Consider the following 24,705-nt stretch of genomic DNA (forward strand, 5'->3'; position numbering starts at 1 on the left):
GCACGCATCAGAAGAACCCGAGCGCCTTTTCGGAGTAGGACACCATCAGGTTCTTCGTGTGCTGGTAGTGGTCGAGCATCATCTTGTGGTTCTCCCGGCCGATGCCCGACTGCTTGTAGCCGCCGAAGGCTGCGTGCGCGGGGTAGACGTGGTAGCAGTTGACCCACACCCGGCCGGCCTGGATGTCGCGGCCGGCCCGGTAGGCGGTGTTGCCGTCCCTTGACCACACGCCCGCGCCCAGCCCGTAAAGGGTGTCGTTGGCGATCGCGATGGCTTCGTCGTAATCACGGAACGACGTGACCGCCACCACCGGCCCGAAGATCTCTTCCTGGAAGATGCGCATCTTGTTGTGGCCGGTGAAAATGGTCGGCTGCACGTAGTAGCCGCCGCAGAGATCCCCGCCCAGTTCGGCGCGTTCGCCGCCGGTGACGATCGCCGCACCCTCGCTCTTGCCGATCTCGATGTAGGACAACACCTTTTCCAGCTGGTCGTTGGAGGCTTGCGAGCCCAGCATCGTCTCGGTGTCCAGCGGGTCGCCCTGCCGGATGGCCTTGGTGCGGATCGCCGCCAATTCCAGGAACTCGTCGTAGATGTCGGCCTGGATCAGGCTGCGCGACGGGCAGGTGCACACCTCACCCTGGTTGAGGGCGAACATGGTGAAGCCTTCCAGCGCCTTGTCGCAGAAGTCGTCGTGGGCGGCCATCACGTCGGAGAAGAAGATGTTCGGGCTCTTGCCGCCCAGCTCCAGCGTCACCGGGATGAGGTTTTGGCTGGCGTACTGCATGATCAGCCGCCCGGTGGTGGTCTCCCCGGTGAACGCCACCTTGGCGACGCGGTGGCTCGACGCCAGCGGCCTGCCGGCCTCGGCGCCGAACCCGTTGACGATGTTGACCACTCCCGGCGGCAGCAGGTCGGCGATCAGCGACATCAAATACAGCACCGACGCCGGCGTCTGCTCGGCCGGCTTGAGCACCACGGCATTGCCGGCCGCCAGCGCTGGCGCGAGCTTCCACGACGCCATCAGGATCGGGAAGTTCCACGGGATAATCTGCCCGACGACGCCGAGCGGCTCGTGGAAGTGGTAGGCGACGGTGTCCTCGTCGATCTGGGAGAGCGTGCCCTCCTGGGCGCGGATCGCCCCCGCGAAATAGCGGAAATGGTCGGCGGCCAACGGGATGTCGGCGGCCAGCGCTTCACGGATCGGCTTGCCGTTGTCCCAGACTTCGGCCAGCGCGAGCGCTTCGCGGTTGGCGTCGATGCGGTCGGCGATCTTGCCCAGGATCACCGCCCGCTCGGCCGGCGCCGTCTTGCCCCATGCCGGCGCGGCGGCGTGAGCGGCGTCGAGCGCCTTGTCGACGTCGGCCTCGTCGGAGCGCGGCACCTCGCAGAACGGCTGGCCGGTCACCGGCGTCGGGTTGTCGAAGTAGCGGCCGTGCACGGGCGGCGCCCAGTCGCCGCCGATGAAGTTGCCGTACCGGGATTCATACGACATCAGCGCCCCAGGCGAACCCGGGCGTGCGTAGACGGTCATCGGTATCAGCTCCTTGACGCTTGCTGTAACACAGCTCACAGTACCGCTGCGGCCACAATGTGTTCCATGGCCGGTGAACAGGTGGGCGACCCGTATCTGTGGCTGGAGGACATCACCGGCGAGGACGCACTGAACTGGGTACGGGCACACAACGAACCCACCGTGGCCGAGTTCGGTGGTCCGGATTTCGAACGGATGCGCAGCGAAGCGCTGGAAGTGCTCGACACCGACGCCCGCATCCCCTATGTGCGTCGCCGGGGCGAATTTCTCTACAACTTCTGGCGCGACGCGACCAACCCGCGCGGAGTGTGGCGGCGCACCACGCTGGCGAGCTACCGCAGCGAACAACCGGACTGGGAAGTGCTGATCGACGTCGACGAATTGAGCCGCGCCGACGACGAAAACTGGGTATGGGCCGGGGCGATTGTCATCGAACCCGAATACACCCGGGCACTCATCGGCCTGTCCCGGGGCGGCTCAGACGCGTCGGTTATCCGCGAATTCGACCTGGCCACATGCGAATTCGTCTCCGATGGGTTTGTACTACCGGAAGCCAAGACCTACATCACCTGGGCCGACCCGGATACCGTGCTGGTGGGCACCGACTTCGGCGAAAACTCGCTGACCGAATCCGGTTATCCGCGCATCGTCAAACGGTGGCGGCGTGGCCAGCCGCTGGCCGCGGCGCAGACGCTGTTCGAAGGGTCGCGGGGCGACGTCGTGGTGGCGGCCTCGGTCGACCGCACTCCCGGTTTCGGGCGCACCCTGCTGCGGCGGGCGATCGACTTCTTCAACGACGAGGTCTACGAGCTGCGCGACGACGAGCTCATTCGAATCAACGCGCCGACCGACGCGACCCTGTCGGTGCACAGACAGTGGTTGCTGATCGAGCTGCGCACCGACTGGTCGACCGGCACAGCTTGTTACGCCGCCGGCTCGCTGCTGGCCGCCGACTACGAGAAATTCCTCTCCGGGACAGCGCCTTTAGAGGTGGTATTCGAGCCCGACGAGCACACCTGCCTGCACCAGTACGCCTGGACCCGCGACCGGCTTTTCCTGGTCACGCTGGCCGACGTGGCTAGCCGGGTCGAGGCCGTGATACCGGGCAGCTGGGCGCGCCAACCGCTGCCCGGCCTGCCCGCGGCGGCGACGACCGTGATCGCCGCCGCCGACGAGTTCGGCGACGAGTTCTTCCTGGACTTCAGCGGATTCGACACCCCGTCGCGGCTGTTGCGCGGCACCCCTGACGGGCCGCTGGAAGAAATCAAATCCACGCCATCCTTCTTCGAAACCAAAAACATCAGTGTCACACAGCATTTTGTCGCATCGAAGGACGGCACGGCGATCCCGTATTTTGTCGTCCGGCCGCGCGACGTTTCGGGGCCGGGACCCACACTGTTGTCCGGCTACGGCGGTTTCGAGGTGGCGCGCACGCCCGGCTACGACGGCGTGCTGGGCCGGCTCTGGCTGGCCCGCGGCGGCACCTACGCGGTGGCCAACATCCGCGGCGGCGGCGAGTACGGGCCGCGCTGGCACACCCAGGCCATGCGGGAGGGCCGGCACCTGGTGGCCGAGGATTTCGCCGCGGTGGCAACGGATTTGGTCGAGCGCGGCGTCACGACCGTCGACCGGCTCGGTGCCCAGGGCGGCAGCAACGGCGGGTTGCTGATGGGCATCATGCTGACCCAGTATCCGCAGCTTTTCGGTGCGCTGGTGTGCCAGGTGCCGCTGCTGGACATGCGCCGGTTTCACCGGCTGCTGGCGGGTGCGTCGTGGGTGGCCGAATACGGTGACCCCGACAATCCCGCCGATTGGGAGTTCATCTCCGAATATTCGCCGTATCACCATATTTCGGCCGACGCGCACTACCCGCCGGTGCTGATCACGACGTCCACGCGCGACGACCGGGTGCATCCGGGGCATGCCCGCAAGATGACTGCCGCGCTGGAGGCCGCCGGGCACCGGGTCTGGTACTACGAAAACATCGAGGGCGGACACGCCGGCGCGGCCGACAACGCACAGATCGCATTCAAAGCGGCACTAAGCTTCTCGTTTCTGTGGCGGATGCTCGGCGGGGAGCATTGAACCTCTTGGCCTCGCCGACCGTCTCACCCGTAGGAGTCGAGGAGGTCGAGATGAGTCCATTACTGCTGGCCTGCCTGTCGGTTGGCGGCCCGGTGGCGGGCCTTGGCCTAGTAGAGCTGCAAGCGCGCCTCGAACGATGGGACCAGGAACGCCACGCCGAGGACTAGCCTCAAGGCATGACCGTCATCACCGTCGACGCCGGACCTCAGCAGGTGAGTCGCGCGGTTGAGGTCGCCGCGCCGGCCAGCGAGTTGTTCGCCATCGTCGCCGACCCGCGCCGCCACCATGAGCTCGACGGCTCGGGCACCGTCGGAGCGAACATCCGCGGACCCGAGCGGCTCGAGGCAGGTGCGCGGTTTGCCACCAAGATGAAGATGTTCGGCGTGCCCTATCGCATCACCAGCACGGTGACCGGGTTCGAACCCGACCGGCTCATCGAATGGCGCCACCCCGTCGGCCACCGCTGGCGCTGGGAGTTCGCCGCGGTCACCCCCAGCAAAACCCGGGTCACCGAAACCTTCGACTATCGCGACGCCGGACCGGTGAAGAACTGGCTCAAGTACTACGAGCTGACCGGCTTCGCCAAGCGCAACGCGGCCGGCATCGAAGCCACCCTGCGACGGCTTGCGGACCGCTACGGCGGCTGACCCGCCCCCGTCCGCGCGCCGCTCGGCTCCGAATCCCTCATGTGCGACGACGATTCGATGCACCAGCACGCTCCGTCGCGGTGATCGGCAGCGGTGTGGCGGGCCTCACCGCGGCGTATGTGCTGTCGCGGCGAGACCGGGTCACCCTGTATGAGGCCGACGCCCGGCTCGGCGGGCACGCACACACCCACTTCGTCGACCGCGGCGACGGGGAGCCGGTCGCGGTCGACTCGGCGTTTTTGGTGCACAACGACCGCACCTACCCCACCTTGTGTCGACTGTTCGACGAGCTCGGGGTGACGACACAGGAATCCGAGATGTCGATGTCGATCCGCGACGAGGACACCGGCCTTGAATATGCTGGCGCGCTTGGCATCCGGGGAATTTTCGCGTCCTGGCAGTGCCTTCGGCCCAGTTATCTGCACATGCTCGCCGAAATCGTCCGTTTCCACCGTGCCGCGACCAGGCTGCTGCGTCAGGGCGCCGACGACGACCTCGAAACCCTTGGCAGCTTTTTAGACCGACACGGTTTCTCCGGGTATTTCGTCGACCACTTCGTCACACCGTTGGTGGCGGGCGTGTGGTCCTGTGGCGGCGGCGACGCGTTGCGCTATCCAGCGCGGTATCTGTTCGTCTTCCTGGCCAACCACGGGATGCTGTCGGTGTTCGGTTCACCACGATGGCGCACCGTCAGCGGCGGCTCGGCAACCTACGTGGCGGCCGTCGCCGCGCGGCTCGACGAGGTCGCCACCGGGACGCCCGTGCATTGGTTGCGCCGGCTGCCCACCGGGGTAGAGGTGCAGGCCGGCGACGCCGCACCGCGGTTCTTCGATGCGGCCGTCGTCGCGGTCCATCCCGACCAGGCGCTGCTGCTGCTCGACGACCCCTCGCCGTACGAGCGCGCGGTTCTCGGGGCGATCCGCTACTCCCCCAACCGTGCCCTGCTGCACACCGACGAGTCGCTGCTGCCCCGTCACCGCCACGCCCGCGCGTCATGGAACTACCTGATCACGTCTGCCAGCGACCAGGTGCTGATCACCTACGACGTCAGCAGACTCATGCGGATCTGTGGCAGGCGAAGGTTTTTGGTGACCCTCGGCGGCCATGACCGGGTCGATCCACGATCGGTGCTCGCCGAGATGATCTACGCCCATCCACTGTATACACCGGAATCTGTTGCGGCTCAGCGGATGTTGCCGACCATCGATGACGACCGCGTGGTATTCGCGGGTGCCTATCACGGCTGGGGGTTCCACGAGGACGGGGCAGCGTCGGGGCTCCGCGCGGCCCGGCGCCTCGGCGTGGACTGGCCGGCGCCTGCCGCACCGAAAGAGGTCGTCGCATGTTGACACCTGCGATCTATCGGACCACCATCACCCACAGCCGGCAGGCCCCGGTGCGCCACTGCTTTCGGTACCGCAGCTATAGCTGGTATGTCGACATCGATGATCTGCCGCGGCTGCCGTGGTGGCTGAGCCCCTTCGCACGGTTCGAGCCGCGCGACCACCTCGTCGGCCAATCCGGTGATTCGTTGCGCGACAGGGTATATGCGTTCCTCGCCGACCACGACATCACGCCGCCCGCTGGGCCCGTCACTGCACTGCTGCAGGCACGGGTGCTGGGTTACGTCTTCAACCCGCTGTCGCTGTTCTGGTGCCACGACCGCGGCGGCACCGTGCGCCGCGTGATCGCGGAGGTGCATAACACCTACGGCGATCGCCACGCCTACCTGTTGCCGCCCGCCGAATCACCGGTGCCAGTCGCGAAGACGTTCTATGTCTCACCGTTCAATCCGGTGGATGGCTACTACACGGTGCGTGCGCCCAGGCCCGGCAGCCACCTGCGGATCATGGTGTCGTATCACCGCGACAACCAGCCGGCTTTCGTTGCGACACTGAGCGGCAAGCAATTACCGGCCACGGTGTGGCAGGTGCTGCGAATGCAGATCGTGGCGCCGCTGGCGCCGATGGTGGTGACATTGCGTATCCGGGTGCAGGGAATCAAGTTGTGGTTACGACGAGTTCGCGTGGTGCCGCGATGAACGTCGCCGTCAGCAGCCCACGACCGTCGGCAATCGATGCCCGACGCTGGCCGGCGGTGGCGAAAGTGCCGTCGGGTCCTGTCGCCGCAGCGTGCGGGGTGGTCGCCGAGTGGTTGCTGCGCCGGGCCGCCGCGGAGCTGCCACTGCGGGTCGCCTACCCTGACGGCACCGTCCTTGGCGCGGGCGACGCGACCTCACCGACGTTGGTGATCACCCGGCCGGACCGTTTCGCGCGCCGGGTCGGCCGCTACGGACTCATCGGCTTCGGCGAGTCCTACATGGCAGGCGAATGGGATTGCGACGACCTCTGCGGGCTGCTGACGGTCTTCGCGACCGCGGTGTCAGACCTCGTGCCGTCCCCGCTGCAATCGTTGCGGCCGATCGCCCACGCCGTCCAACCTCGTCCCCGACGCAACAACAGGGGTCAGGCTCGGCGCAACGTGGCCGCGCACTACGACCTGTCCAACGAGTTGTTCGCGGCGTTTCTCGACGAAACCATGACGTACTCGTGCGCGTTGTTTAGCGACCTGCCGGCGTCGTGGTCCGACCTGCCCGAGGCGCAGCGGCGCAAGATTGACCGGCTGCTTGACGCCGCCGGAGTGCGTAACGGCAGTCGCGTGCTTGAGATCGGGACCGGGTGGGGCGAGCTGTGCATCCGCGCGGCCGCTCGAGGAGCGCACGTCCGGTCAGTGACCTTGTCGGCCCAGCAACAGCGGCTTGCCAGCCAACGGGTCTGCGCCGCGGGACTGTCGAGGCAGGTGCACATCGATCTGTGCGACTACCGCGACGTGACAGGCAGCTATGACGCTGTGGTGTCGGCTGAGATGATCGAAGCCATCGGGTACCGCTGGTGGCCGCACTTTTTCCGGGCTTTGGAGCGGCTGGTGAAACCGGGCGGCCGGGTAGCGATTCAAACGATCACCATGCCACATGCCCGGATGATGGCCACCCGCAAGACGCACACCTGGATGCAGAAATACATTTTCCCCGGCGGCCTGATTCCTTCAGCCGAGGCAATTCTGGGAATCGCCGCGCGCCACACCACTTTACGCCCTGTTGACCTTCTGCCGATGCGGCCGCATTACGCCGAGACACTGCGGTTGTGGCGGGAAAAGTTCAGCCAGAGACGAGACCGATTGGCAGGCTCAGGTTTCGACGATGTCTTTGCCCGTATGTGGGAGTTGTATCTGGCATATTCGGAGGCGGGCTTTCGGTCGGGTTACCTCAACGTCTATCAGTGGACGTTCGTGCGAGAGCACAGGCCATGAACTTCGCAGTGGTCTCCGGGGTGTCGGCAGCGGTGCTCGCCGTGCTGCACGCGGCGACCTTCTGCATCGGCCGCCGACTCGGGCGCTACAACGTGGTAGACGTGGCCTGGGGCGCAGGCTTCGGTGCGGTGGCCGTCACCGCGGCCGTGCTCGGCCGAGGTGACGTGCTGCGTCGATACCTGCTGTTGGGACTGGTCGGCCTCTGGGCGCTGCGGTTGAGCTGGCACGTATACCGAAAAACGGCCGGGCACGGTGAAGATCCCCGTTATGCCGACCTGCTGCGGGGTGCCACCGTGAGCCAGGTAATACGCAAAGTGTTTGTCGCCCAGGCCTGCGCGACATGGTTTGTCTCATTGCCGCTGCAATTGTCGGCAGTCACCGGTCCCACGCCCAGACGGCTGCTCGCCATCCCGGCGATCGGTCTGGTGGTGTGGGCCGTCGGCGTCACCGTCGAGGCCGTGGCCGACCGGCAGCTGCAGGCGTTCAAATCCGATCCCGCGCACCGCGGCCAGGTGATGGACCGGGGTCTGTGGGCGTGGACGCGCCACCCCAACTACTTCGGCGATGCCTGCGTGTGGTGGGGGCTGTGGCTGGTAACGATCACCGGGTGCACTGCGCTGGTCACGCTGCCCTCACCACTGCTCATGACCTATTTTCTGGTCTACGCGACCGGTGGCCGACGCACCGAGAAGTACATGCGGGGCCGCCCGGGCTTCGACGAATACCAGGCGCGGACATCGTTTTTCGTCCCGTGGCCGCCCAGATCGGCACGCAGATGACCATGGTCGCGGAGCGGAGGATAGGCTACCGGTCGATGACCGGAGCGCCGCGGCTGAGCAGCGACCTGGACGCATTGTTGCGCCGGGTGGCTCGTCGCGACGCGGATGCGTTTGCCCAGTTCTACGATCGCACCAGGGCACGCGTTTACGGGCTGGTGACCCGGGTCCTGCGCGATTCCGGTTACAGCGAGGAAACCACCCAGGAGGTGTACCTCGAGGTATGGCGTACCGCAAAAGACTACGACTCCACCAAGGGCTCCGCCTTGGCGTGGCTGCTGACCATGGCGCACCGGCGCGCCGTCGACCGGGTGCGCAGCGAGCACGCCGCCAGTCAGCGTGAGTCACGCTACAGCGCAGCCAACGTCGACCCGTCCAGCGACGTCGTCGCCGACTCGGCGATCGCCGGCGACGAGCGCCGCCGGGTGGTCGAGTGCCTGGACGGGCTGACCGACGCCCAGCGGGAATGCATCGAACTGGCCTATTACGGCGGGTTGACCTATGTCGAAGTGTCGCAGCAATTGTCCGCCAATTTGTCGACGATCAAGTCGCGCATGCGTGACGCGATACGTAGCCTGCGCAACTGCCTGGGTGTGACATGACCGAGCCGACCGAATTCGACCTGCTCGAGATGGCCACACCGTATGCCCTGGACGCCGTCTCCGACACCGAGCGCGCCGACATCGAGCGGCAGGTCCAAGCCGCCCCACCGCCGGTGGCCGAGGCCTTCCACGAGCAGGTGCGCGCCGTCCGTGAGACCATGGCGGTGGTATCGGCGGTCACCGGCGCAGAGCCGCCGGCCCACTTGCGTTCGGTCGTGCTGGCAGCGGTGGATTCCGATCGGCGTCGCCAGAAGCGTTGGCGCACAGGACTTATTGCTGCAGCAGCGGCGATTGTGGTGGGCCTGGCCGCATTCGGTGTCGGGGCGGTCGTGCGGCCGTTCGCATCGCCCACGGTCGCTGAGCAGGTGCTGACCGCGCCGGATGTCCGCACGGTCACCGGCCCGCTGCTCAGTGGCGGGAGCGCGACAATCGTGTTCTCCCGCGACAAGAACGCCGGCGTACTGGTGATGAACAACGTCCCGCCGCCGCCGCCCGGCTCGGTGTATCAGATGTGGCTGCTCGACGCGCATGGCCCGACCTCGGCGGGCACGATGGACACCAAAGCCGTTGCGCCGTCGACCACCGCCGTGATCCCTAATCTGGGAAGTTCGAGCGCGCTGGCATTTACCGTCGAGCCCGGCAACGGGTCACCACGCCCGACCGGGCGGATGCTGACCGAGTTGCCGCTGACCTGAGCCGCGCCACGGTGGCGTCACCGCCTGCGCAGACCACCCAGTATCGCGACCAGCACGCCGAGCGCCACCAGCGCGCCACCGGCCGCCAGGATGACGTTGAGCCAATGGTGCAGGCTGGCTTCGGCAGAGCCGAGCAGCGCCTCAGCGATCCGGCGCGTGTCGCCGCCCGTGCGGTTAAGCACGTCGTCGATGCGGCGGCGGCCGACCTCGATGCCCGCATAGCCGACCGCCGCGACCAGCAACGCAGCGACGCCGAGGCTGGCCAGCGCCTTGCCGCGGCGTCGCGCGGCGGCCAGTGTCAGCACCGCGCCACCCCCCGCCAGCACTGTCGCCCCGAGACTCACCCACGGCCCCCAAATGGCCAGTGGGTGTAATTGACCGGGCCGCAAAGATTTTGGCGCGGATACCGTCAGGGGAACGGCCGTGACAGCGGGTATGTGGATGTCGTTGTCGGCCAGCGTCTGGCGAAAAGAGCTGTCGTTCAGCAGGGGGGCCAAATCGATCACCCATGGGTCGGGCCCCGGCTCAGTGCCGGCGAACGCCCAACCGTGTGCAATCCTGTTGGCCTGTACGAACTGCGGCGAAAATGACGGTCCGCCGGTGTAGGCCGTCGCAAGATCGCGCACCAGCCCGGGATCGGCGCGGGATCCGTGTTCTCTGACCAGCAAACACGCCTCGGCGGCCAGTTGCGATGCCACCGCGGCCTGCACCGCCGGATCAGCCGCCGCTTTCTGGGCCATCGCCGCATAGCCGTCGGCATCGACAATGTTTCGCTGTGCCCATACCGCCGGTACCGCCACCGCAAGTGCCGCAGTGGTGCTCAACCACAACAGCACCGCCGCAACGAAGCGCACTGCTATCTAGCAGGTTTGGCGGCTTTGGCGACGCGACCAGGACCCTTCAGCGCCGAGTTGATCCCATTCCCGTTGCGCTGCACCCAATCTGGCGGCGATGCCAGGGACGTCAGCGGGGTGGGTCCGGATGATGCCGGTGCCGGGAGACTGTGGTGCGGTGGTGGCGGTCATAGCGGTCATGCTAGCCGCGTCGACAGGTGTCAAATCCGCGCCTCGGAGGCAATCCCGCGCACATAGGCGGCCTGGCCGAGATGTTGGGCACAGTCATCGACGATGCTGACCAGTCGCACGCTCGCCGTCACCGGCGGATCCCAGCGCTCGTCGACGATCCGGGACAGCTCGTCGGCGGTCACGCTGGCGATGTACTCCAGCGTCAGCTTGTGCACGGCGCGGTAGTAGCCGGCCAGCAGCTCAGCCGGGGCACGCACCTTGGCCACGTCGTCGGGACTGTGCCCGTAGCCGGTGTCGCCGCGCGGGAGGTCCAGACCGAAACGGTCCACCCAGCCGTCGCGCGTCCACACCTGCTCGACACCGGCGATGTCAGCGACCTGCACATCCTGCACACGCGCGCTGTGCCAGATCAGCCAGGCGATGCTGTTGGCGGCGGGGTGCGGCCGCCACTGGGACTGTTCCTCGGTGAGCCCGTCGGTGAGTTCGTCGACGTGTTCGATCAACCGGGTGAACAGGTCGCGCAGCAACTCTTGGGCGGAGGCGGCATCGGTGCTGGGCATACCTGCGAGATTACGGGCCCGCCGCCGGCTCGGTCGAAGACCGCTTCGCCGTTGTCGCCGCCGGATCGCGGCCGAACGCGCGGAGGGGCCCGAGCCGCGGCGCGTGCGGCGGTTCAGCCTGGCATGAGCCGCCGACCCGGTCGTAGATTGTTTAGATGACCTACGACCTGGTGATTCGCAATGGCAGCATCGTCGACGGGTTAGGCGGTAAACCGTTTGTCGGGGACGTCGCCGTCAAAGACGGCGTCATCAGGGCCGTCGGCGCGGTCGACGATACCGGCGCTTCGGAGATCGACGCGACCGGATTGCTGGTCACGCCCGGTTTCATCGACCTGCACACCCACTACGACGGCCAGTCGATCTGGTCGGACCGGTTGAACCCGTCGTCGGCGCACGGGGTGACGACGGTCGTGATGGGCAACTGCGGTGTCGGCTTCGCCCCATGCCGCCAGGACGACCACGAGGTGCTGGTCGACGTGATGGCCGGCGTCGAGGACATTCCCGGCGTGGTGATGACCGACGGGCTGCCGTGGACCTGGGAGACCTTCCCCGAATACCTGGATGCGCTGGAGGCGCGACAGCGCGATATTGACGTGGCAGCCTACCTGCCGCACTCGCCGCTGCGGGTCTACGCGATGGGTCAGCGCGGCGCGGACCGCGAACCGGCCACGGCTGAGGACCTCGCGACGATGCGGGCCTTGGCCAAGGAGGCGATCGAGTGCGGGGCGCTGGGGTTCGCGTCGTCGCGGCTGATGATCCACAAGACCGCCAGCGGTTCGCCGATTCCGAGCTACGACGCGGCCCGCGAGGAGATCCTTGAGATCGCCAAGGGCGTCGTCGACGGCGGCGGCGGGCTGATCCAGTTCGTGCCCGACGTGCCCGCGGGCGGGTATCAGCCGGTGCTGCAGCAGGTGTTCGACGTCGCCGAGGACGTCGGGCTTCCGGTGACGTTCACGTTGGCGATCGGCAACGCCGGCGACCCCATGTGGCCGGATGCCATCACCATGATCGAGAAGGCCAACGCCGTCCGCGGTGACGGACCCTCGGTGACCGCGCAGCTGCTGCCGCGCCCGATCGGGCTGATCATCGGGCTGGAGCTGAGCGCCAACCCGTTCGTGCTGTATCCCAGCTACCGGGAGATCGCCGGGCTGCCGCTGCCCGAGCGCGTCGCCGAAATGCGCAAACCCGACGTGCGTGAGCGCATTCTGGCCGACAAGCCGGGGCAGGGCCATCCGCTGATGTATCTGGCGCAGGCCTGGGACTGGATCTTCCCGCTGGGCGACGACCCCAACTACGAGCCGCGGCGCTCGGACAGCATCGCGGCGCGGGCCCGCGCCCGCGGGGTGCGCCCGATCGAGGAGGCCTACGACCGGCTGCTCGACGACGACGGCCACGCGATGCTGCTGGTCACCACCAGCAATTTCGAAAACTATTCGCTGGATACCGTCGGCGAGTTGCTGCGCCGCGACGACGTCGTGCTGGGCCTCGGCGACGGCGGCGCCCACTACGGGATGATCTGCGACGCCAGCTATTCGACGTACTTCCTGGCGCATTGGGCCCGCGACCGGGCCTCCGGGCGGTTCAGCGTCCCCGAGGCGATCCGCGAGCTCACTTCGGTGCCGGCCCGCGTCGCCGGGCTGGGCGACCGCGGCCGCATCGCCGTCGGCTACAAAGCCGACCTCAACGTCATCGACCACGCGCGGCTGCGGCTGCACAAGCCGATCGTCACCCACGACCTGCCGGCGGGCGGGCGTCGTCTGGACCAGACCGCAGACGGCTACGTGGCGACGATCGTCTCGGGCGAGATCATCGCCCGAGACGGTGTACCGACCGACGCCCGGCCGGGACGGCTGGTGCGCGGCCGGCAACCCGCGCCGGCGGCCTAGCCGCGCCGCCGGCCTAGCCGCGCCGACTGTGCATGTTATTGGTGAGGAATCGGCGAAATCGTCGGCATAACCTGCACACTCGGCGCTAAAGCGGGCAACCCGCCACCCGCAGCTTGGCGGTCACGCGCTCGATGATGACCCGCGGACGGGTCATCATCTCGGCGCTGACCCGGACAACAACCCACCCGAGCGCTTCGAGCATCGCGACGCGGTCGATGTCCCAAGACCGTTGGTACCGGTCCGACCAGTGCTGCACGCCGTCATACTCGACGGCTACTTTCCACGCACGCCAGCCCATGTCGACGCGGATCCGGGTGACGCCGAACTCGTCGACGAACGGGATCTGGGTTTCCGGCGCGGGCAGCCCCGCATCGACGAGCAGCAATCGCAGCCGGCTTTCCTGCGGTGACTCAGCGCCGCCGTCGACCAGCCGCAACGCTGTTCGTAGCCGGCGAACACCGCGAATGCCCGGTTTGCCGTCGGCGAGTGCGACAACATCGGAGACCGTGAAATTGGTCGCATTCGCCAACGCGTCGAGCACCGGAATCGCACGATCCCGGGGCATAGTGCGGCCGATGTCGAAGGCGGTACGTTCCGGCGTCGTGATCCGGATCCCGTTGACGAGGCATACCTCTCGAGCATCGAGAGTGTAGGAATGCACGACGACGCCGGGCGGGACGTGCCGATTGATGCGGATCAGCTCGGCGGGACTGTCAACGTCGATCCATTTCGTTCCCAGCACCGCCGCTGCGGACAGCCCGGCCAGCGTGGCGCGGCCGCCGGACCACAGCCAGGCGGCGCGGGCCCGGGTCAGCGCGCTCAGCGGTTGGTGCTTGGGCACATAGACATTGCGATACACAGCTCGGTAGTTCTTCTCCAGCTGGTATTCCGAGATGTCGCCCCGCCGCACGGCCTGCCGCCCGAGAAATGGCCACTCGTCCCCGCCCACAGCCGGCAGCATGACCGCGGCCCGCGAAACCCGCCTACAGTTATCCACATGAGCGCAGACGTGGACCTCGACCGGCTGGCTGACGCCCTCGGCAACTACGGGTTCGCCTACCTGATCACCGTCAACGACGACTACCGGGTGCGCGCGGTGGAAATCGAGCCGGCTTTCGACGGGCGAGCGTTCGACATCGGACCGGCCGGTGGGCACACTCGCGCCAACCTCGCAAGGCACGGCACCGCCACCCTGGTCTGGCCGCCACGCGACCCCGGCGAATACTCGCTGATCGTCGACGCCGACACCGAAAAGCCCGTCGACCCCGAAACGACCGAACCCGTGACGATGGTGCCCACCCGCGCACTCCTGCACCGACCGGCCGCGGGCGACTCCCCAACCTGTCAGCGCGGGCACACCTACGACTGCGTGATCTTCAAGGCATCGTCGTCCGCACGCGCGTAGCAACGAAAAAGCCCGGCCCCCAAGGGGACCGGGCTTTTCCGGCTTTTCCGGTACGGACTTCGGCTCGATTGTCCGGCTCCTCCTCACGCCGCTACGCGGCGCGCATCGTCGCCGAACTAGAAGTCCATGTCGCCCATGCCGCCTGCGCCAGGCGCTGCGGCCTTCTCCTTCTCCGGCTTGTCGGCGACGACGGCTTCGGTGGTCAGGAACAGCCCCGCGATCGAAGCCGCGTTCTGCAGCGCCGAACGGGTGACCTTGACCGGGTCGGCGACGCCGGCCTTGAGCAGGTCCTCGTACTCGCCGGTGGCGGCGTTGAGGCCGTGACCGGCGGGCAGGTTGCGCACCTTCTCGGCGACCACACCGGGCTCCAGACCGGAGTTGAACGCGATCTGCTTCAGCGGAGCCTCCAACGCCAACTTGACGATGCTGGCACCGGTGGCCTCGTCACCTTCGAGCTTGAGCTCGTCCAATGTCGGGGCGGCCTGCAGCAGCGTCACGCCACCGCCGGCGACAATGCCCTCCTCGACGGCGGCCTTGGCGTTACGCACGGCGTCCTCGATGCGGTGCTTGCGCTCCTTGAGCTCCACCTCGGTGGCGGCCCCGGCCTTGATCACCGCGACACCGCCGGCGAGCTTGGCCAGCCGCTCCTGCAGCTTCTCGCGGTCGTAGTCGGAGTCGCTGTTTTCGATCTCGGTGCGGATCTGGGCCACCCGGCCGGCGATGGCGTCGGTGTCACCGGCACCCTCGACGATGGTGGTCTCGTCCTTGGTGACGACGACCTTGCGGGCACGGCCCAGCAGCGACAGGTCGGCGTTCTCCAGGGTGAGCCCGACCTCTTCGCTGATCACCTGGCCGCCGGTGAGGATGGCCATGTCCTGCAGCATCGCCTTGCGGCGGTCACCGAAGCCGGGGGCCTTGACCGCCACCGACTTGAAGGTGCCGCGGATCTTGTTGACGACCAGCGTGGACAGCGCCTCGCCCTCGACGTCCTCGGCGATGACCAGCAGCGGCTTGCCGGACTGAATGACCTTCTCCAGCAGCGGCAACAGATCCTTGATGGCCGACACCTTCGAGCTGACGAGCAGGATGTACGGGTCTTCGAGGACCGCTTCCTGGCGCTCGGCGTCGGTGACGAAGTAGCCCGAGATGTAGCCCTTGTCGAAGCGCATACCCTCGGTGAGCTCGAGCTGCAGGCCGAAGGTGTTGGACTCCTCGACGGTGATCACACCCTCGTTGCCGACCTTGTCCATCGCCTCGGCGATCAGGTCACCGATCGCCTGGTCGCCAGCGGAGATGGCCGCGGTCGCGGCGATCTGCTCCTTGGTCTCGACCTCTTTGGCCGTCTTGAGCAGGGTCTCGGTCACCTTCTCCACGGCCTTTTCGATCCCACGCTTGAGCGCCAGCGGGTTCGCGCCCGCGGCGACGTTGCGCAGGCCTTCTTTGACCAGCGCCTGCGCCAGCACCGTCGCCGTCGTCGTCCCGTCACCGGCGACGTCGTCGGTCTTCTTGGCGACTTCCTTGACCAGCTCGGCGCCGATCTTCTCGTAGGGGTCCTCCAGTTCGATCTCCTTGGCGATGGACACGCCGTCATTGGTGATCGTGGGAGCACCCCACTTCTTCTCCAGCACGACGTTGCGGCCCTTGGGGCCCAACGTCACCCGTACCGCGTCGGCGAGGCTGTTCAGGCCGCGCTCGAGACCGCGGCGGGCCTCTTCGTCGTACGCAATTATCTTGGCCATTGCGAAGTGATTCCTCCCGGATCGGGGATGACACGTCCTGGCCGGGTGCAGTGCCCGCGACGGACGACCGTGCTGAGCTCGGTCTCACCGTCCCGACCTAGCACTCACCGGTCGCGAGTGCCAACTCATTCTTAGCACTCGCCCATGCCGAGTGCAAGAACTTGGGACCCGGGCGGACCGAGGCGATGCCGCGTGTCGTGCCGCCCTGTCCACCGCCGCGCTGCCTGGTCGGCGAGCCTGACGTGACCGCGTGGTCCCCGAGGCGCCGCCCGCGCGGATCGACGCACCGGCAGCGCGCAACGCCACGGCCGAGGGCCCCGGCTACACCACCGCCCACCTGCTCTCGGCCACCCACGGCGAAGCCTGCGCCGCGATCGTCCACGCCAGGCGCTCGGGCACGTCGATCAGGTGGTAGCGCTTGGTGCCCGCGGCGGTCGCCGCCACCAGTGTGGCGACCCCGGCACGGCGTTGCGGTAGCGTCTGCCGCACGGTCCAGCCGATGATCCCCGCAGCGGCGACGCAATCGCGGCGTCGCTCAAGGCTTCCCGCCTGCGCCACCAGCCAACCGCCATCAACCCGGTGTCCCAGCGCGCGCACGCGGTCGGCGGCCAGCAATGCGCCGCACCCCATCAGCACCGCCCACCCCAACCACAGCCACGGCGCGACGCCAACCGTTGCCGTCAGCGCTACCAGCGCCAGACCGGCTGCCGCCGGCAGCCCGAGCGCACGCGTCCAGCGTCGCAGCGCCGCCCTTCGGCCGTGACCGCGCAGCGGCCCGGTGGCCGGGCCGGCATCCCCGACGAGTGCGGTCAGCACCGACACCGCGGTGTGAACCGGGCACGGCGGCAGCAGCATCGACGATTCGCCGGCACCGCCGACACCGGTCATGACCGCGTCCAGCCGGGCACCGCCGAACATGCGGACCAGCAGCGGTTGACGCAGCGTCCCACCGCGCAACCGGCTCATGTCATAGGTGTGTTCGCGCACCCGCAAAAGGCCATGCCGCAGATGCAGCACCTCAGCGCGCCGAGTGAGCACCAAGTTGCCGTAGGTGGCCAGCGACCGCAGCACCGCCAACACGACCGAGGCCAGCAGCACGACCACCGTAAGCACCATCACCATGGCCACCACACCGGAGCGCTCGACCGCGTTCAACCCGGACTGGGCCACCCGCGAATGTTGCAGCGCCACACCAACTCCGGTCTGATAAATGCCGCCCACCGCGGCGCCGATCATGACCAGCCCGGAAACGCTGAGCGGCGCGAAGCGCAACCAGGACGGCTGCCAGCGGGCCAACACCAGCTCGGGCGCCGGCTGCTCGGCGACGGCGGGAGCCTGCAGCGACTCGTTCAACAGGATTGCCCGCAGCCGAGGCACCTGCGCGACCTCAACGGCGTCAAGCTCAAAGACACTGTCGCCCTTGGCTTCCCGACCAGTGCTCACCCGTAGCACCGCCAGCCCCAGCAGCCGGTGCAGCAACCGCGCGTCGGTCTGCACCGAGCGAATCCTGTTGCGCGGCAACGAAAGCACCTTGCGCTGTAGCACACCGGTTCGCAGCTGCACCTCGTCGGCCTCGATGCGGTAGCCGGTGGTGAACCAGCGCGCGACGCCGAGCAGGGCTGTCACCGCCAGCGCCGCCAGCGCCCAGAGCGGGTTGCCGGTGGTCGAACCCAAGACGATCCCGCCGACGAGCAGCGGCAGTTGCCGCAGCAGCTCATGCACCGGATGCACCAGCAGCATGCGCGGGCTCAGCCGCTGCCAGCTCACGTCGCATCCTCGGCACCGATCGCCGCAATGTCGGTCAACTGCGCGACCAGTTGATCGGCGACGGGGCAATCCAGCGCCACGATGTGCACCGCACCCGCCGACGACGCCGTCGTGACGGTGACATCGGCCAGCCCGAACAGCCGCTCCAGCGGGCCGCGTTCGGTGTCGACCGTCTGCACTCGTGAGATCGGCGCGATCCGCCGCTCTTGCACCAGCCAACCCGTGCGGGTGTAGACGGCTTGCGCGCTGATCTCCCAGCGATGCACGCGATACCGCCACACCGGCACCACCACGGCCGAGACCACCAGGCCCGCCACGGTGCCGACGGCAACGACGGCATGCAGACACGGCTGGCGCTGATCCACCACCAGCCACGCCACCTGAGCTACGGCCAAGACCAGCCAGGGAATCGCGCCGCTGACCGCCCACAACAACGGCGCCCTGCGGCTGGGCGGATGCGCCGGTTCGGCCAGCGACACAACCGGCCCGGACGTGCCGTTGTCCATAGCGTCGAGAATGCCACCCGGCGGCTGCGGCCATCGCCCGGCTCGCCCTCTCGCGCTGCGCGGTGCGCGTCGTCGCCGCGAGGTCGGTATCGTTTTGCGCCATGGGCGCCAACGGCAAGTGGACCGTCGCTGACATACCCGACCAGAGCGGCCGCGTCGCCGTCGTCACCGGCGCCAACACCGGAATCGGCTACCACACCGCCGCGGTGCTCGCCCAGCGCGGCGCGCATGTCGTGCTGGCAGTGCGCAACCTGGAAAAGGGCAACGCCGCGCTCGCCAAAATCGTCGCCGCCAGTCCCGATGCCGACGTCACCCTGCAAGAACTCGACCTGAGCTCCCTGGAGTCGGTGCGCGCCGCCGCGCAAGCATTGCGCCACGCCTATCCGCGCATCGACCTGCTGATCAACAACGCCGGCGTCATGTATACGCCAAAGCAACTGACCAGAGACGGCTTCGAGATGCAGTTCGGCACAAACCATCTCGGCCACTTCGCGCTAACCGGGCTGGTGCTCGACCAATTGCTGCATGTGCGGGGGTCGCGGGTGGTGACCGTCAGCAGCAACGCGCACCGGTTTCGTGCTGCCATCCATTTCGACGATCTGCAATGGGAACGCCGCTACGACCGGATCGCCGCCTACGGGCAATCCAAGCTGGCCAACCTGCTGTTCACCTACGAACTGCAGCGACGGCTGGCGGCCAAGAATGCGCCGACGATCGCCGTGGCCGCGCACCCCGGCAGCTCCAGCACCGAGCTCACCCGCAACCTGCCCATGGTGCTCAAACCCGCTGTGGCGGTGTTCGGCCCGCTGGCGTTCCAAAGCGCAGCGATGGGTGCGCTGCCGACATTGCGGGCGGCCACCGATCCAGACGTGCAGGGCGGTCAATACTACGGCCCGGCCGGCTTAGCCCAGCAGCGGGGACATCCGAAGTTGGTCGAGTCGAGCGCGCAGTCTCACGACGAAGAGCTGCAGCGGCGGCTGTGGGCGGTGTCCGAAGAGCTCACCGGCGTCACCTTCCCGGTGTGAGTCCCGGTCCGATGCGGTCAGTCGAAGAGCATCAGCGCGTCGTCGCGGAGCTGATCACCGCCCCGCCGGGCATCCGCGCCGGGCTCGCCGACGCGCAAGGCCTGGCCCTGGCCGACGACGTGACCGCCCCGCTGTCGCTGCCGGTTTTCGACAATTCGGCGATGGACGGCTATGCGGTGCGCGCCGAGGACATCGCGTCAGCAGCCCCCGAGCATCCCGTGAAATTGCCTGTGGCCGAAGATATTCCGGCTGGCCGCACCGATACGCTCACGCTCGCGCCGGGCACCGCGCACCGGATCATGACCGGCGCCCCGGTGCCGCAGGGTGCGACGGCCGTGGTGCCGGTGGAAAACACCGACGCGGGCACCGAAACGGTCGCGATCTACGCCGCCGTCCGCGAGGGCCGCCACATCCGGCGGGCGGGTGAGGACGTCACCGCGGGCACCACGGTGCTGCGGGCCGGGCAAGTGGTCACCCCGGCGGCGATGGGACTGGCCGCCGCGCTGGGATTGCCGGAGTTGCCCGTGATCCCGCGACAGCGGGTGCTGGTGATTTCCACCGGGTCGGAGCTGGTGTCGCCGGGCACACCGCTGCGGCCGGGGCAGATCTATGAATCCAACGCGGTCATGCTGGCCGCCGCGCTGCGCGATGCCGGGGCCGCCGTCGTCGCCACCCCGACCGCCGGTGACGACGTCGCCCAGTTCGTCGCCGTGCTCGATCGCTACGCCGCCGCGGCCGACCTGATCATCACCAGCGGCGGGGTCAGTGCGGGCGCCTATGAGGTGGTCAAGGACGCGTTCGGCCGGGCCGGTGATCAAGGGGTGCAGTTCGTCAAGGTGGCGATGCAGCCCGGCATGCCGCAAGGGATCGGGCGAGTCGCCGGCACGCCGATCGTCACCCTGCCCGGCAACCCGGTCAGCGCGCTGGTGTCCTTTGAGGTATTCATCCGCCCCGCGCTGCGGCGGGCGATGGGCCTGCCCGAGCCGGAGCGGCCGCGCCGGTCGGCGGTGCTCACCGAGACGCTGACCTCGCCGAGCGGTAAACGGCAGTTCCGCCGCGGGGTGCTGGACACCACCGCCGGCACCGTCACCGGCTACGGCCCGCCGGGCTCACACCATCTGCGCTGGCTGGCGTCGGCGAACTGCCTGCTGGACATTCCCGAAGAGGTCACCGAAATCCCGGCCGGATCGCAGGTCGAAGTCTGGGACCTCTCGGCTCCGTAAGATGACCGCGTGGCACGACGCCCGGGCGACCTCACAACCGGACCGCAACGGCTGTGGGCGTTGCTGCGCTCGACGATTCCGCCGGTGCACCGGGCCGGGCTGCCGTTCGTCGGCGCGGGGCTGGCGCTGGCTGTTGCCGGACGCCGTCACAGCTGGGCGCGCCGCGCGGGTCTGTTGACCGCAGGCGCCTGCGCGGGCTTCTTTCGCCACCCACCGCGCGTGCCGCCCAGCAGGCCCGGTGTCGTCGTCGCACCCGCCGACGGGGTGATCTGTCTGGTCGACACCGCCGCCCCGCCCGCCGAACTCGGCCTTCCCAACATGCCCCTACCCCGAGTCAGCATCTTCCTGTCGCTGCTGGACGCCCACGTGCAGCGCGCCCCGGTCAGCGGCGCGGTGATCGATGTGCAACACCGGCCGGGCCGCTTCGGCTCGGCCGACCTGGCCGCGGCCAGCGAACGCAACGAGCGCACCAGCATGCTGATCCGCACCGAAGCCGGCGCCGAGGTCGTCGTCGCGCAGATCGCCGGGATGCTGGCGCGGCGCATCGTCTGCGAGGCCCGGGCCGGCGACAAGCTGTCGATCGGCGACACCTACGGCTTGATCCGATTCGGTTCGCGCCTGGACACCTACCTGCCTGCGGGATGCGAGCCGCTGGTCAGCGTCGGTCAGCGGGCCCTCGCCGGCGAAACCGTGCTGGCCGAACTGTGATTACCGCCAAGCCCCGCAGCCGGCCGTCGGTCAACCTGCGCATCCTGCCCAGTTCGATGAGCGTGCTGGCGATCTGTGCGGGGCTGACCTCGATCCGCTTCGCGCTGGTGGGTCAGCCGCACGCCGCGATGGCGCTGATCGCCGCGGCCGCCATCCTCGACGGGCTCGACGGGCGGGTGGCCCGCTTCTTCGACGCCGAGTCGCGGATGGGCGAGGAGATCGACTCCCTGGCCGACGCGGTGAACTTCGGGGTGGCGCCGGCGATGGTGATTTACGCGTCGCTGCTGTCCGCGTGGCCAGCGGGATGGTTGGTGGTGTTGTTCTATGCGGTGTCGATCGTCCTGCGACTGGCCCGGTTCAACGCGCTGCTCGACGACGCCACCCTGCCCGCCTACACCCGGGAATTCTTCGTCGGCATGCCCGCCCCGGCCGGCGCGATCGCGGTGCTCGGGCCGCTGGCCGCCAAACTTCAGTTCGGCAGCGGCTGGTGGAGTTCCCCGCCGGTGGTGTGCGCCTGGGTGGCGAGCTGTTCGCTGCTGGTGGTGAGCCGGATCCCGATGAAGAAGATGCACGCGGTGGCGGTGCCGCCGAACCTGGCCGCCGTGCTGCTGGCGGCGTTGGCGATCGTCGCAGCGGCCGCGTTCCTGTTCCCCTACGTGCTGGTGATGGTGGCCGTCGCCGCATACCTGTGCCACATCCCGTTCTCCGTCCGCAGTCACCGCTGGCTCGCCGAGCATCCCGAGGTCTGGGGTGAGCGGCCCAAGCAGCGGCGCGCTGTGCGGCGGGCGATCCGCCGGGCACAGCCCACCCGCCGGTCGATGGCGCGGCTGGGTCTGCGCAAGCCGGCCGGCCGGACATGACGCGCCCCCAGCTGACCCTCACCGCCCGGCTGAACACCTCGCCGGTCGACTCCCGCCGGGGCGTCGTCCGCATGCACCCGAAAGCTGTTGCCGCCCTGGGTATTCGGGAATGGGACGCGGTATCGTTGACCGGGTCGCGGACCACGGCCGCGGTCGCCGGCATGGCGGGCGCCGACGTCCCGGTCAGCACGATCCTGCTCGACGACGTGACGCTGTCCAACGCCGGGCTGCGTGAGGGCGCCGCGGTGATCGTCGCCCCGGTCACGGTGCATGGAGCGCGCTCGGTGACGCTGAGCGGCTCACCGCTGGCAACGCGGTCGATCGCGCCGACCACCCTCCGCCAGGCCCTGCTCGGCAAGGTGCTCACCGTCGGCGACGCGGTGTCGCTGCTGCCCCGCGACCTGGGGCCCGGCACCTCGACGTCGGCGGCCAGCCGCGCGCTGGCGTCGGCCGTCGGGATCAGCTGGACCTCGGAGTTGTTGACCGTCACCGGCGTCGACCCAGCCGGGCCGGTGAGCGTGCAACCCAACTCCTCGGTGACCTGGGGAACCGGTGTGCCCCAAGGCGCGGCGGAGCCGACCGCACGTCGGGTCGCCGTCGACGACCTCAAGGGCGTCCACCCGCAGGTAGCCAAGCTGGCCGAATGGCTCAAGCTTTCGCTCGACGAGCCACACCTGCTGCAAGCCCTGGGCGCATCGCCGCACCTGGGCGTGCTGGTGTCCGGACCGGCGGGTGTGGGCAAGGCGACGCTGGTGCGCGCGGTGTGCGCCGGTCGCCGACTGGTCGAACTCGACGGTCCGCAGATCGGGGCGCTGGGCGCCGACGACCGGCTCAAGGCGGTGACGACGGCGACTGCAACGGTGCGCGACGGCGGGGTGCTGCTGATCACCGACGTCGACGCGCTGCTGCCCGCCACCCCCGAGCCGGTGGCCACCCTGATCCTGGCCGAGCTGCGTAGGCTGGTGGCCACCTGTGGGGTCGCATTCATCGCGACCTCGGCGGTGCCGGACCGACTCGACGCCAGGCTGCGCGCACCCGACCTGTGCGACCGGGAACTCGTTGTGCCGCTGCCCGACGCGGCCACCCGCGCCGCGCAGCTGGCTGCCCTGCTGCGGTCGGTGCCGACACGCGATCTGGATTTTAACGAAATTGCCAGCCGCACACCGGGATTCGTTGTTGCCGATCTGGTCGCATTGGTGCGCGAGGCGGCGCTGCGGGCAGCGGCGAGAGCCAGCGCCGATAGAACACCTCCGGCCCTGACCCAAGACGACCTGACCGGCGCACTGCGCGTGATCCGACCGCTGTCGCGCGCAGCCGCCGAAGAGGTGCCGGTCGGCAGCGTGACGATCGACGACGTCGGCGACATGGCCGACGCCAAGCAGGCGCTCACCGAAGCGGTGCTGTGGCCGCTGCAGCACCCGGACACCTTCGCCCGGCTCGGTGTCGAGCCACCGCGCGGGGTGTTGCTCTACGGTCCGCCGGGTTGCGGCAAGACGTTTCTGGTGCGGGCCCTGGCCAGCACCGGACAGCTCTCCGTGCACGCGGTCAAAGGTTCCGAACTCATGGACAAATGGGTCGGCGCCTCGGAAAAGGCGGTGCGGGAACTGTTTCGGCGGGCCCGTGATTCCGCGCCGTCGCTGGTCTTCCTCGACGAGATCGACGCGCTGGCACCCCGGCGCGGCCAAAGCCTCGACACCGGGGTGACCGACCGGGTGGTAGCCGCGCTGCTGACCGAGCTCGACGGCATCGACCCGCTGCGCGACGTCGTGGTGCTGGGCGCCACCAACCGGCCCGAGCTGATCGATCCCGCGCTGCTGCGGCCGGGACGGCTGGAGCGGCTGGTGTTCGTCGAACCGCCGGACACCGCGGCGCGTCGTGACATCCTGCGCACCGCCGGCAAGTCGATCCCGCTGGCCGCCGACGTCGACATCGACGCGCTGGCCGCCGAGCTGGACGGCTACAGCGCCGCCGACTGCGTCGCACTGCTGCGTGAGGCCGCGCTGGCGGCGATGCGGCGCTGCATCGACGCCGCGGACGTCACCGCCGCCGACCTCGCCGCCGCACGTGAAACGGTGCGGCCGTCGTTGGATCCACTTCAGCTTGAGTCGCTACGCGCCTTCGCGGCCTCGCCATAGCTGACCAGCAGCGCGCGCCGCCGCGGCGACGTCGTCCTGCAGCCACGCGGGCATCGGGTCGTCGTAGGTCAGGTCGGCGACCGCGCGGGCAGCCGGGCGTCTTGGGGACCGCAGCTTCGTCGTGGCATGCCCGCCGGATTAGCCCGCCGGGCCCTCCACAGGTGCGCTCTTATCCACAGTGGGCGCTCGTGACCGCCATCGATGTCGGTGGCGGTCGCTAG

23 protein-coding genes are annotated in these 24,705 nt (G+C 68.5%); 15 read left to right on the forward strand and 8 right to left on the reverse strand.

Annotated features, from left to right (window positions below; translation table 11 throughout):
* Positions 1–7: 7 nt before the first annotated feature.
* Complete coding sequence (gene exaC / locus MHEC_RS21385) at positions 8–1,531, reverse strand: acetaldehyde dehydrogenase ExaC (protein WP_048889520.1); 1,524 nt, start codon at positions 1,529–1,531, stop codon at positions 8–10.
* Positions 1,532–1,588: 57 nt separating this feature from the next.
* Between exaC and MHEC_RS21390 the strand changes: the two genes are divergently transcribed.
* From MHEC_RS21390 to MHEC_RS21425, 8 genes are all read left to right on the forward strand, one after another.
* A complete protein-coding gene (locus MHEC_RS21390) occupies positions 1,589–3,616 on the forward strand; it encodes a prolyl oligopeptidase family serine peptidase (RefSeq protein WP_048889519.1) in 2,028 nt (675 codons plus the stop codon).
* A gap of 176 nt (positions 3,617–3,792) precedes the next feature.
* Positions 3,793–4,263, forward strand: coding sequence for an SRPBCC family protein (locus MHEC_RS21395; protein ID WP_048889518.1), 471 nt, complete (start codon positions 3,793–3,795; stop codon positions 4,261–4,263).
* A gap of 41 nt (positions 4,264–4,304) precedes the next feature.
* Complete coding sequence (locus MHEC_RS21400) at positions 4,305–5,612, forward strand: NAD(P)/FAD-dependent oxidoreductase (RefSeq protein WP_048889517.1); 1,308 nt, start codon at positions 4,305–4,307, stop codon at positions 5,610–5,612.
* Positions 5,606–6,304, forward strand: coding sequence for a DUF1365 domain-containing protein (locus tag MHEC_RS21405; protein WP_048889516.1), 699 nt, complete (start codon positions 5,606–5,608; stop codon positions 6,302–6,304). The genes MHEC_RS21400 and MHEC_RS21405 overlap by 7 nt, the downstream gene beginning before the upstream one ends.
* Positions 6,301–7,572, forward strand: coding sequence for a class I SAM-dependent methyltransferase (locus MHEC_RS21410; RefSeq protein ID WP_048889515.1), 1,272 nt, complete (start codon positions 6,301–6,303; stop codon positions 7,570–7,572). Before MHEC_RS21405 ends, MHEC_RS21410 begins: the two co-directional genes overlap by 4 nt.
* Positions 7,569–8,351 carry a DUF1295 domain-containing protein gene (locus tag MHEC_RS21415; protein WP_048889514.1) on the forward strand — a complete coding sequence of 261 codons (783 nt, stop codon included), beginning with the start codon at positions 7,569–7,571 and terminating at the stop codon, positions 8,349–8,351. Before MHEC_RS21410 ends, MHEC_RS21415 begins: the two co-directional genes overlap by 4 nt.
* Before the next feature lie 35 nt (positions 8,352–8,386).
* Positions 8,387–8,950: a sigma-70 family RNA polymerase sigma factor gene (locus MHEC_RS21420; protein ID WP_048889665.1), complete on the forward strand. Its 564-nt coding sequence runs from the start codon at positions 8,387–8,389 to the stop codon at positions 8,948–8,950.
* Positions 8,947–9,645, forward strand: a complete 699-nt coding sequence (locus MHEC_RS21425) for an anti-sigma factor (RefSeq protein WP_048889513.1) — start codon at positions 8,947–8,949, stop codon at positions 9,643–9,645. Before MHEC_RS21420 ends, MHEC_RS21425 begins: the two co-directional genes overlap by 4 nt.
* A 17-nt stretch (positions 9,646–9,662) precedes the next feature.
* Here the strand turns inward: MHEC_RS21425 and MHEC_RS21430 are convergent, their stop codons facing one another.
* From MHEC_RS21430 to MHEC_RS21440, 3 genes are read right to left on the reverse strand one after another with little or no spacing between them, the layout of a single operon-like run.
* Positions 9,663–10,499 (reverse strand): hypothetical protein, encoded by an 837-nt coding sequence (locus MHEC_RS21430; protein WP_048889512.1) that lies wholly within the window; start codon positions 10,497–10,499, stop codon positions 9,663–9,665.
* Between the two features lie 6 nt (positions 10,500–10,505).
* Positions 10,506–10,670: a hypothetical protein gene (locus MHEC_RS21435; protein WP_160315025.1), complete on the reverse strand. Its 165-nt coding sequence runs from the start codon at positions 10,668–10,670 to the stop codon at positions 10,506–10,508.
* Positions 10,671–10,699: 29 nt separating this feature from the next.
* Positions 10,700–11,230 carry a mycothiol transferase gene (locus MHEC_RS21440; protein ID WP_048889511.1) on the reverse strand — a complete coding sequence of 177 codons (531 nt, stop codon included), beginning with the start codon at positions 11,228–11,230 and terminating at the stop codon, positions 10,700–10,702.
* A 155-nt stretch (positions 11,231–11,385) separates the two neighbouring features.
* Between MHEC_RS21440 and MHEC_RS21445 the strand changes: the two genes are divergently transcribed.
* Complete coding sequence (locus MHEC_RS21445) at positions 11,386–13,116, forward strand: N-acyl-D-amino-acid deacylase family protein (protein WP_048889510.1); 1,731 nt, start codon at positions 11,386–11,388, stop codon at positions 13,114–13,116.
* An 85-nt stretch (positions 13,117–13,201) separates the two neighbouring features.
* Here the strand turns inward: MHEC_RS21445 and MHEC_RS21450 are convergent, their stop codons facing one another.
* Positions 13,202–14,065: a DUF559 domain-containing protein gene (locus MHEC_RS21450; protein ID WP_235434708.1), complete on the reverse strand. Its 864-nt coding sequence runs from the start codon at positions 14,063–14,065 to the stop codon at positions 13,202–13,204.
* A 48-nt stretch (positions 14,066–14,113) separates the two neighbouring features.
* Here MHEC_RS21450 and MHEC_RS21455 point away from each other — a divergent pair, with 48 nt between their 5' ends.
* The gene (locus tag MHEC_RS21455) at positions 14,114–14,521 is read left to right on the forward strand and encodes a hypothetical protein (RefSeq protein ID WP_048889509.1); all 408 of its coding nucleotides are present in this window, start codon (positions 14,114–14,116) and stop codon (positions 14,519–14,521) included.
* A 116-nt stretch (positions 14,522–14,637) separates the two neighbouring features.
* Here the strand turns inward: MHEC_RS21455 and groL are convergent, their stop codons facing one another.
* From groL to MHEC_RS21470, 3 genes are all read right to left on the reverse strand, one after another.
* Positions 14,638–16,260 (reverse strand): chaperonin GroEL, encoded by a 1,623-nt coding sequence (gene groL, locus MHEC_RS21460; RefSeq protein WP_048889508.1) that lies wholly within the window; start codon positions 16,258–16,260, stop codon positions 14,638–14,640.
* A gap of 321 nt (positions 16,261–16,581) precedes the next feature.
* Positions 16,582–18,000: a PH domain-containing protein gene (locus tag MHEC_RS21465; protein WP_048889663.1), complete on the reverse strand. Its 1,419-nt coding sequence runs from the start codon at positions 17,998–18,000 to the stop codon at positions 16,582–16,584.
* Between the two features lie 23 nt (positions 18,001–18,023).
* The gene (locus MHEC_RS21470) at positions 18,024–18,533 is read right to left on the reverse strand and encodes a PH domain-containing protein (RefSeq protein ID WP_082169445.1); all 510 of its coding nucleotides are present in this window, start codon (positions 18,531–18,533) and stop codon (positions 18,024–18,026) included.
* A 101-nt stretch (positions 18,534–18,634) separates the two neighbouring features.
* Between MHEC_RS21470 and MHEC_RS21475 the strand changes: the two genes are divergently transcribed.
* Genes MHEC_RS21475 through MHEC_RS21495 form a run of 5 tightly spaced genes read left to right on the forward strand, consistent with a single transcriptional unit; the run spans position 18,635 to position 24,484 of the window.
* A complete protein-coding gene (locus MHEC_RS21475; protein WP_048889507.1) occupies positions 18,635–19,558 on the forward strand; it encodes an SDR family NAD(P)-dependent oxidoreductase in 924 nt (307 codons plus the stop codon).
* Between the two features lie 11 nt (positions 19,559–19,569).
* The gene (gene moeA, locus MHEC_RS21480) at positions 19,570–20,781 is read left to right on the forward strand and encodes a molybdopterin molybdotransferase MoeA (protein WP_048889506.1); all 1,212 of its coding nucleotides are present in this window, start codon (positions 19,570–19,572) and stop codon (positions 20,779–20,781) included.
* Between the two features lie 9 nt (positions 20,782–20,790).
* A complete protein-coding gene (locus tag MHEC_RS21485) occupies positions 20,791–21,489 on the forward strand; it encodes a phosphatidylserine decarboxylase (RefSeq protein ID WP_071700087.1) in 699 nt (232 codons plus the stop codon).
* The gene (locus tag MHEC_RS21490) at positions 21,489–22,349 is read left to right on the forward strand and encodes a CDP-alcohol phosphatidyltransferase family protein (protein ID WP_048889660.1); all 861 of its coding nucleotides are present in this window, start codon (positions 21,489–21,491) and stop codon (positions 22,347–22,349) included. Before MHEC_RS21485 ends, MHEC_RS21490 begins: the two co-directional genes overlap by 1 nt.
* A complete protein-coding gene (locus MHEC_RS21495) occupies positions 22,346–24,484 on the forward strand; it encodes an AAA family ATPase (protein ID WP_048889505.1) in 2,139 nt (712 codons plus the stop codon). Before MHEC_RS21490 ends, MHEC_RS21495 begins: the two co-directional genes overlap by 4 nt.
* Positions 24,485–24,705 lie beyond the last annotated feature (221 nt).

It is taken from the genome of Mycobacterium heckeshornense (assembly GCF_016592155.1).
Taxonomy (GTDB): Bacteria; Actinomycetota; Actinomycetes; order Mycobacteriales; family Mycobacteriaceae; genus Mycobacterium; species Mycobacterium heckeshornense.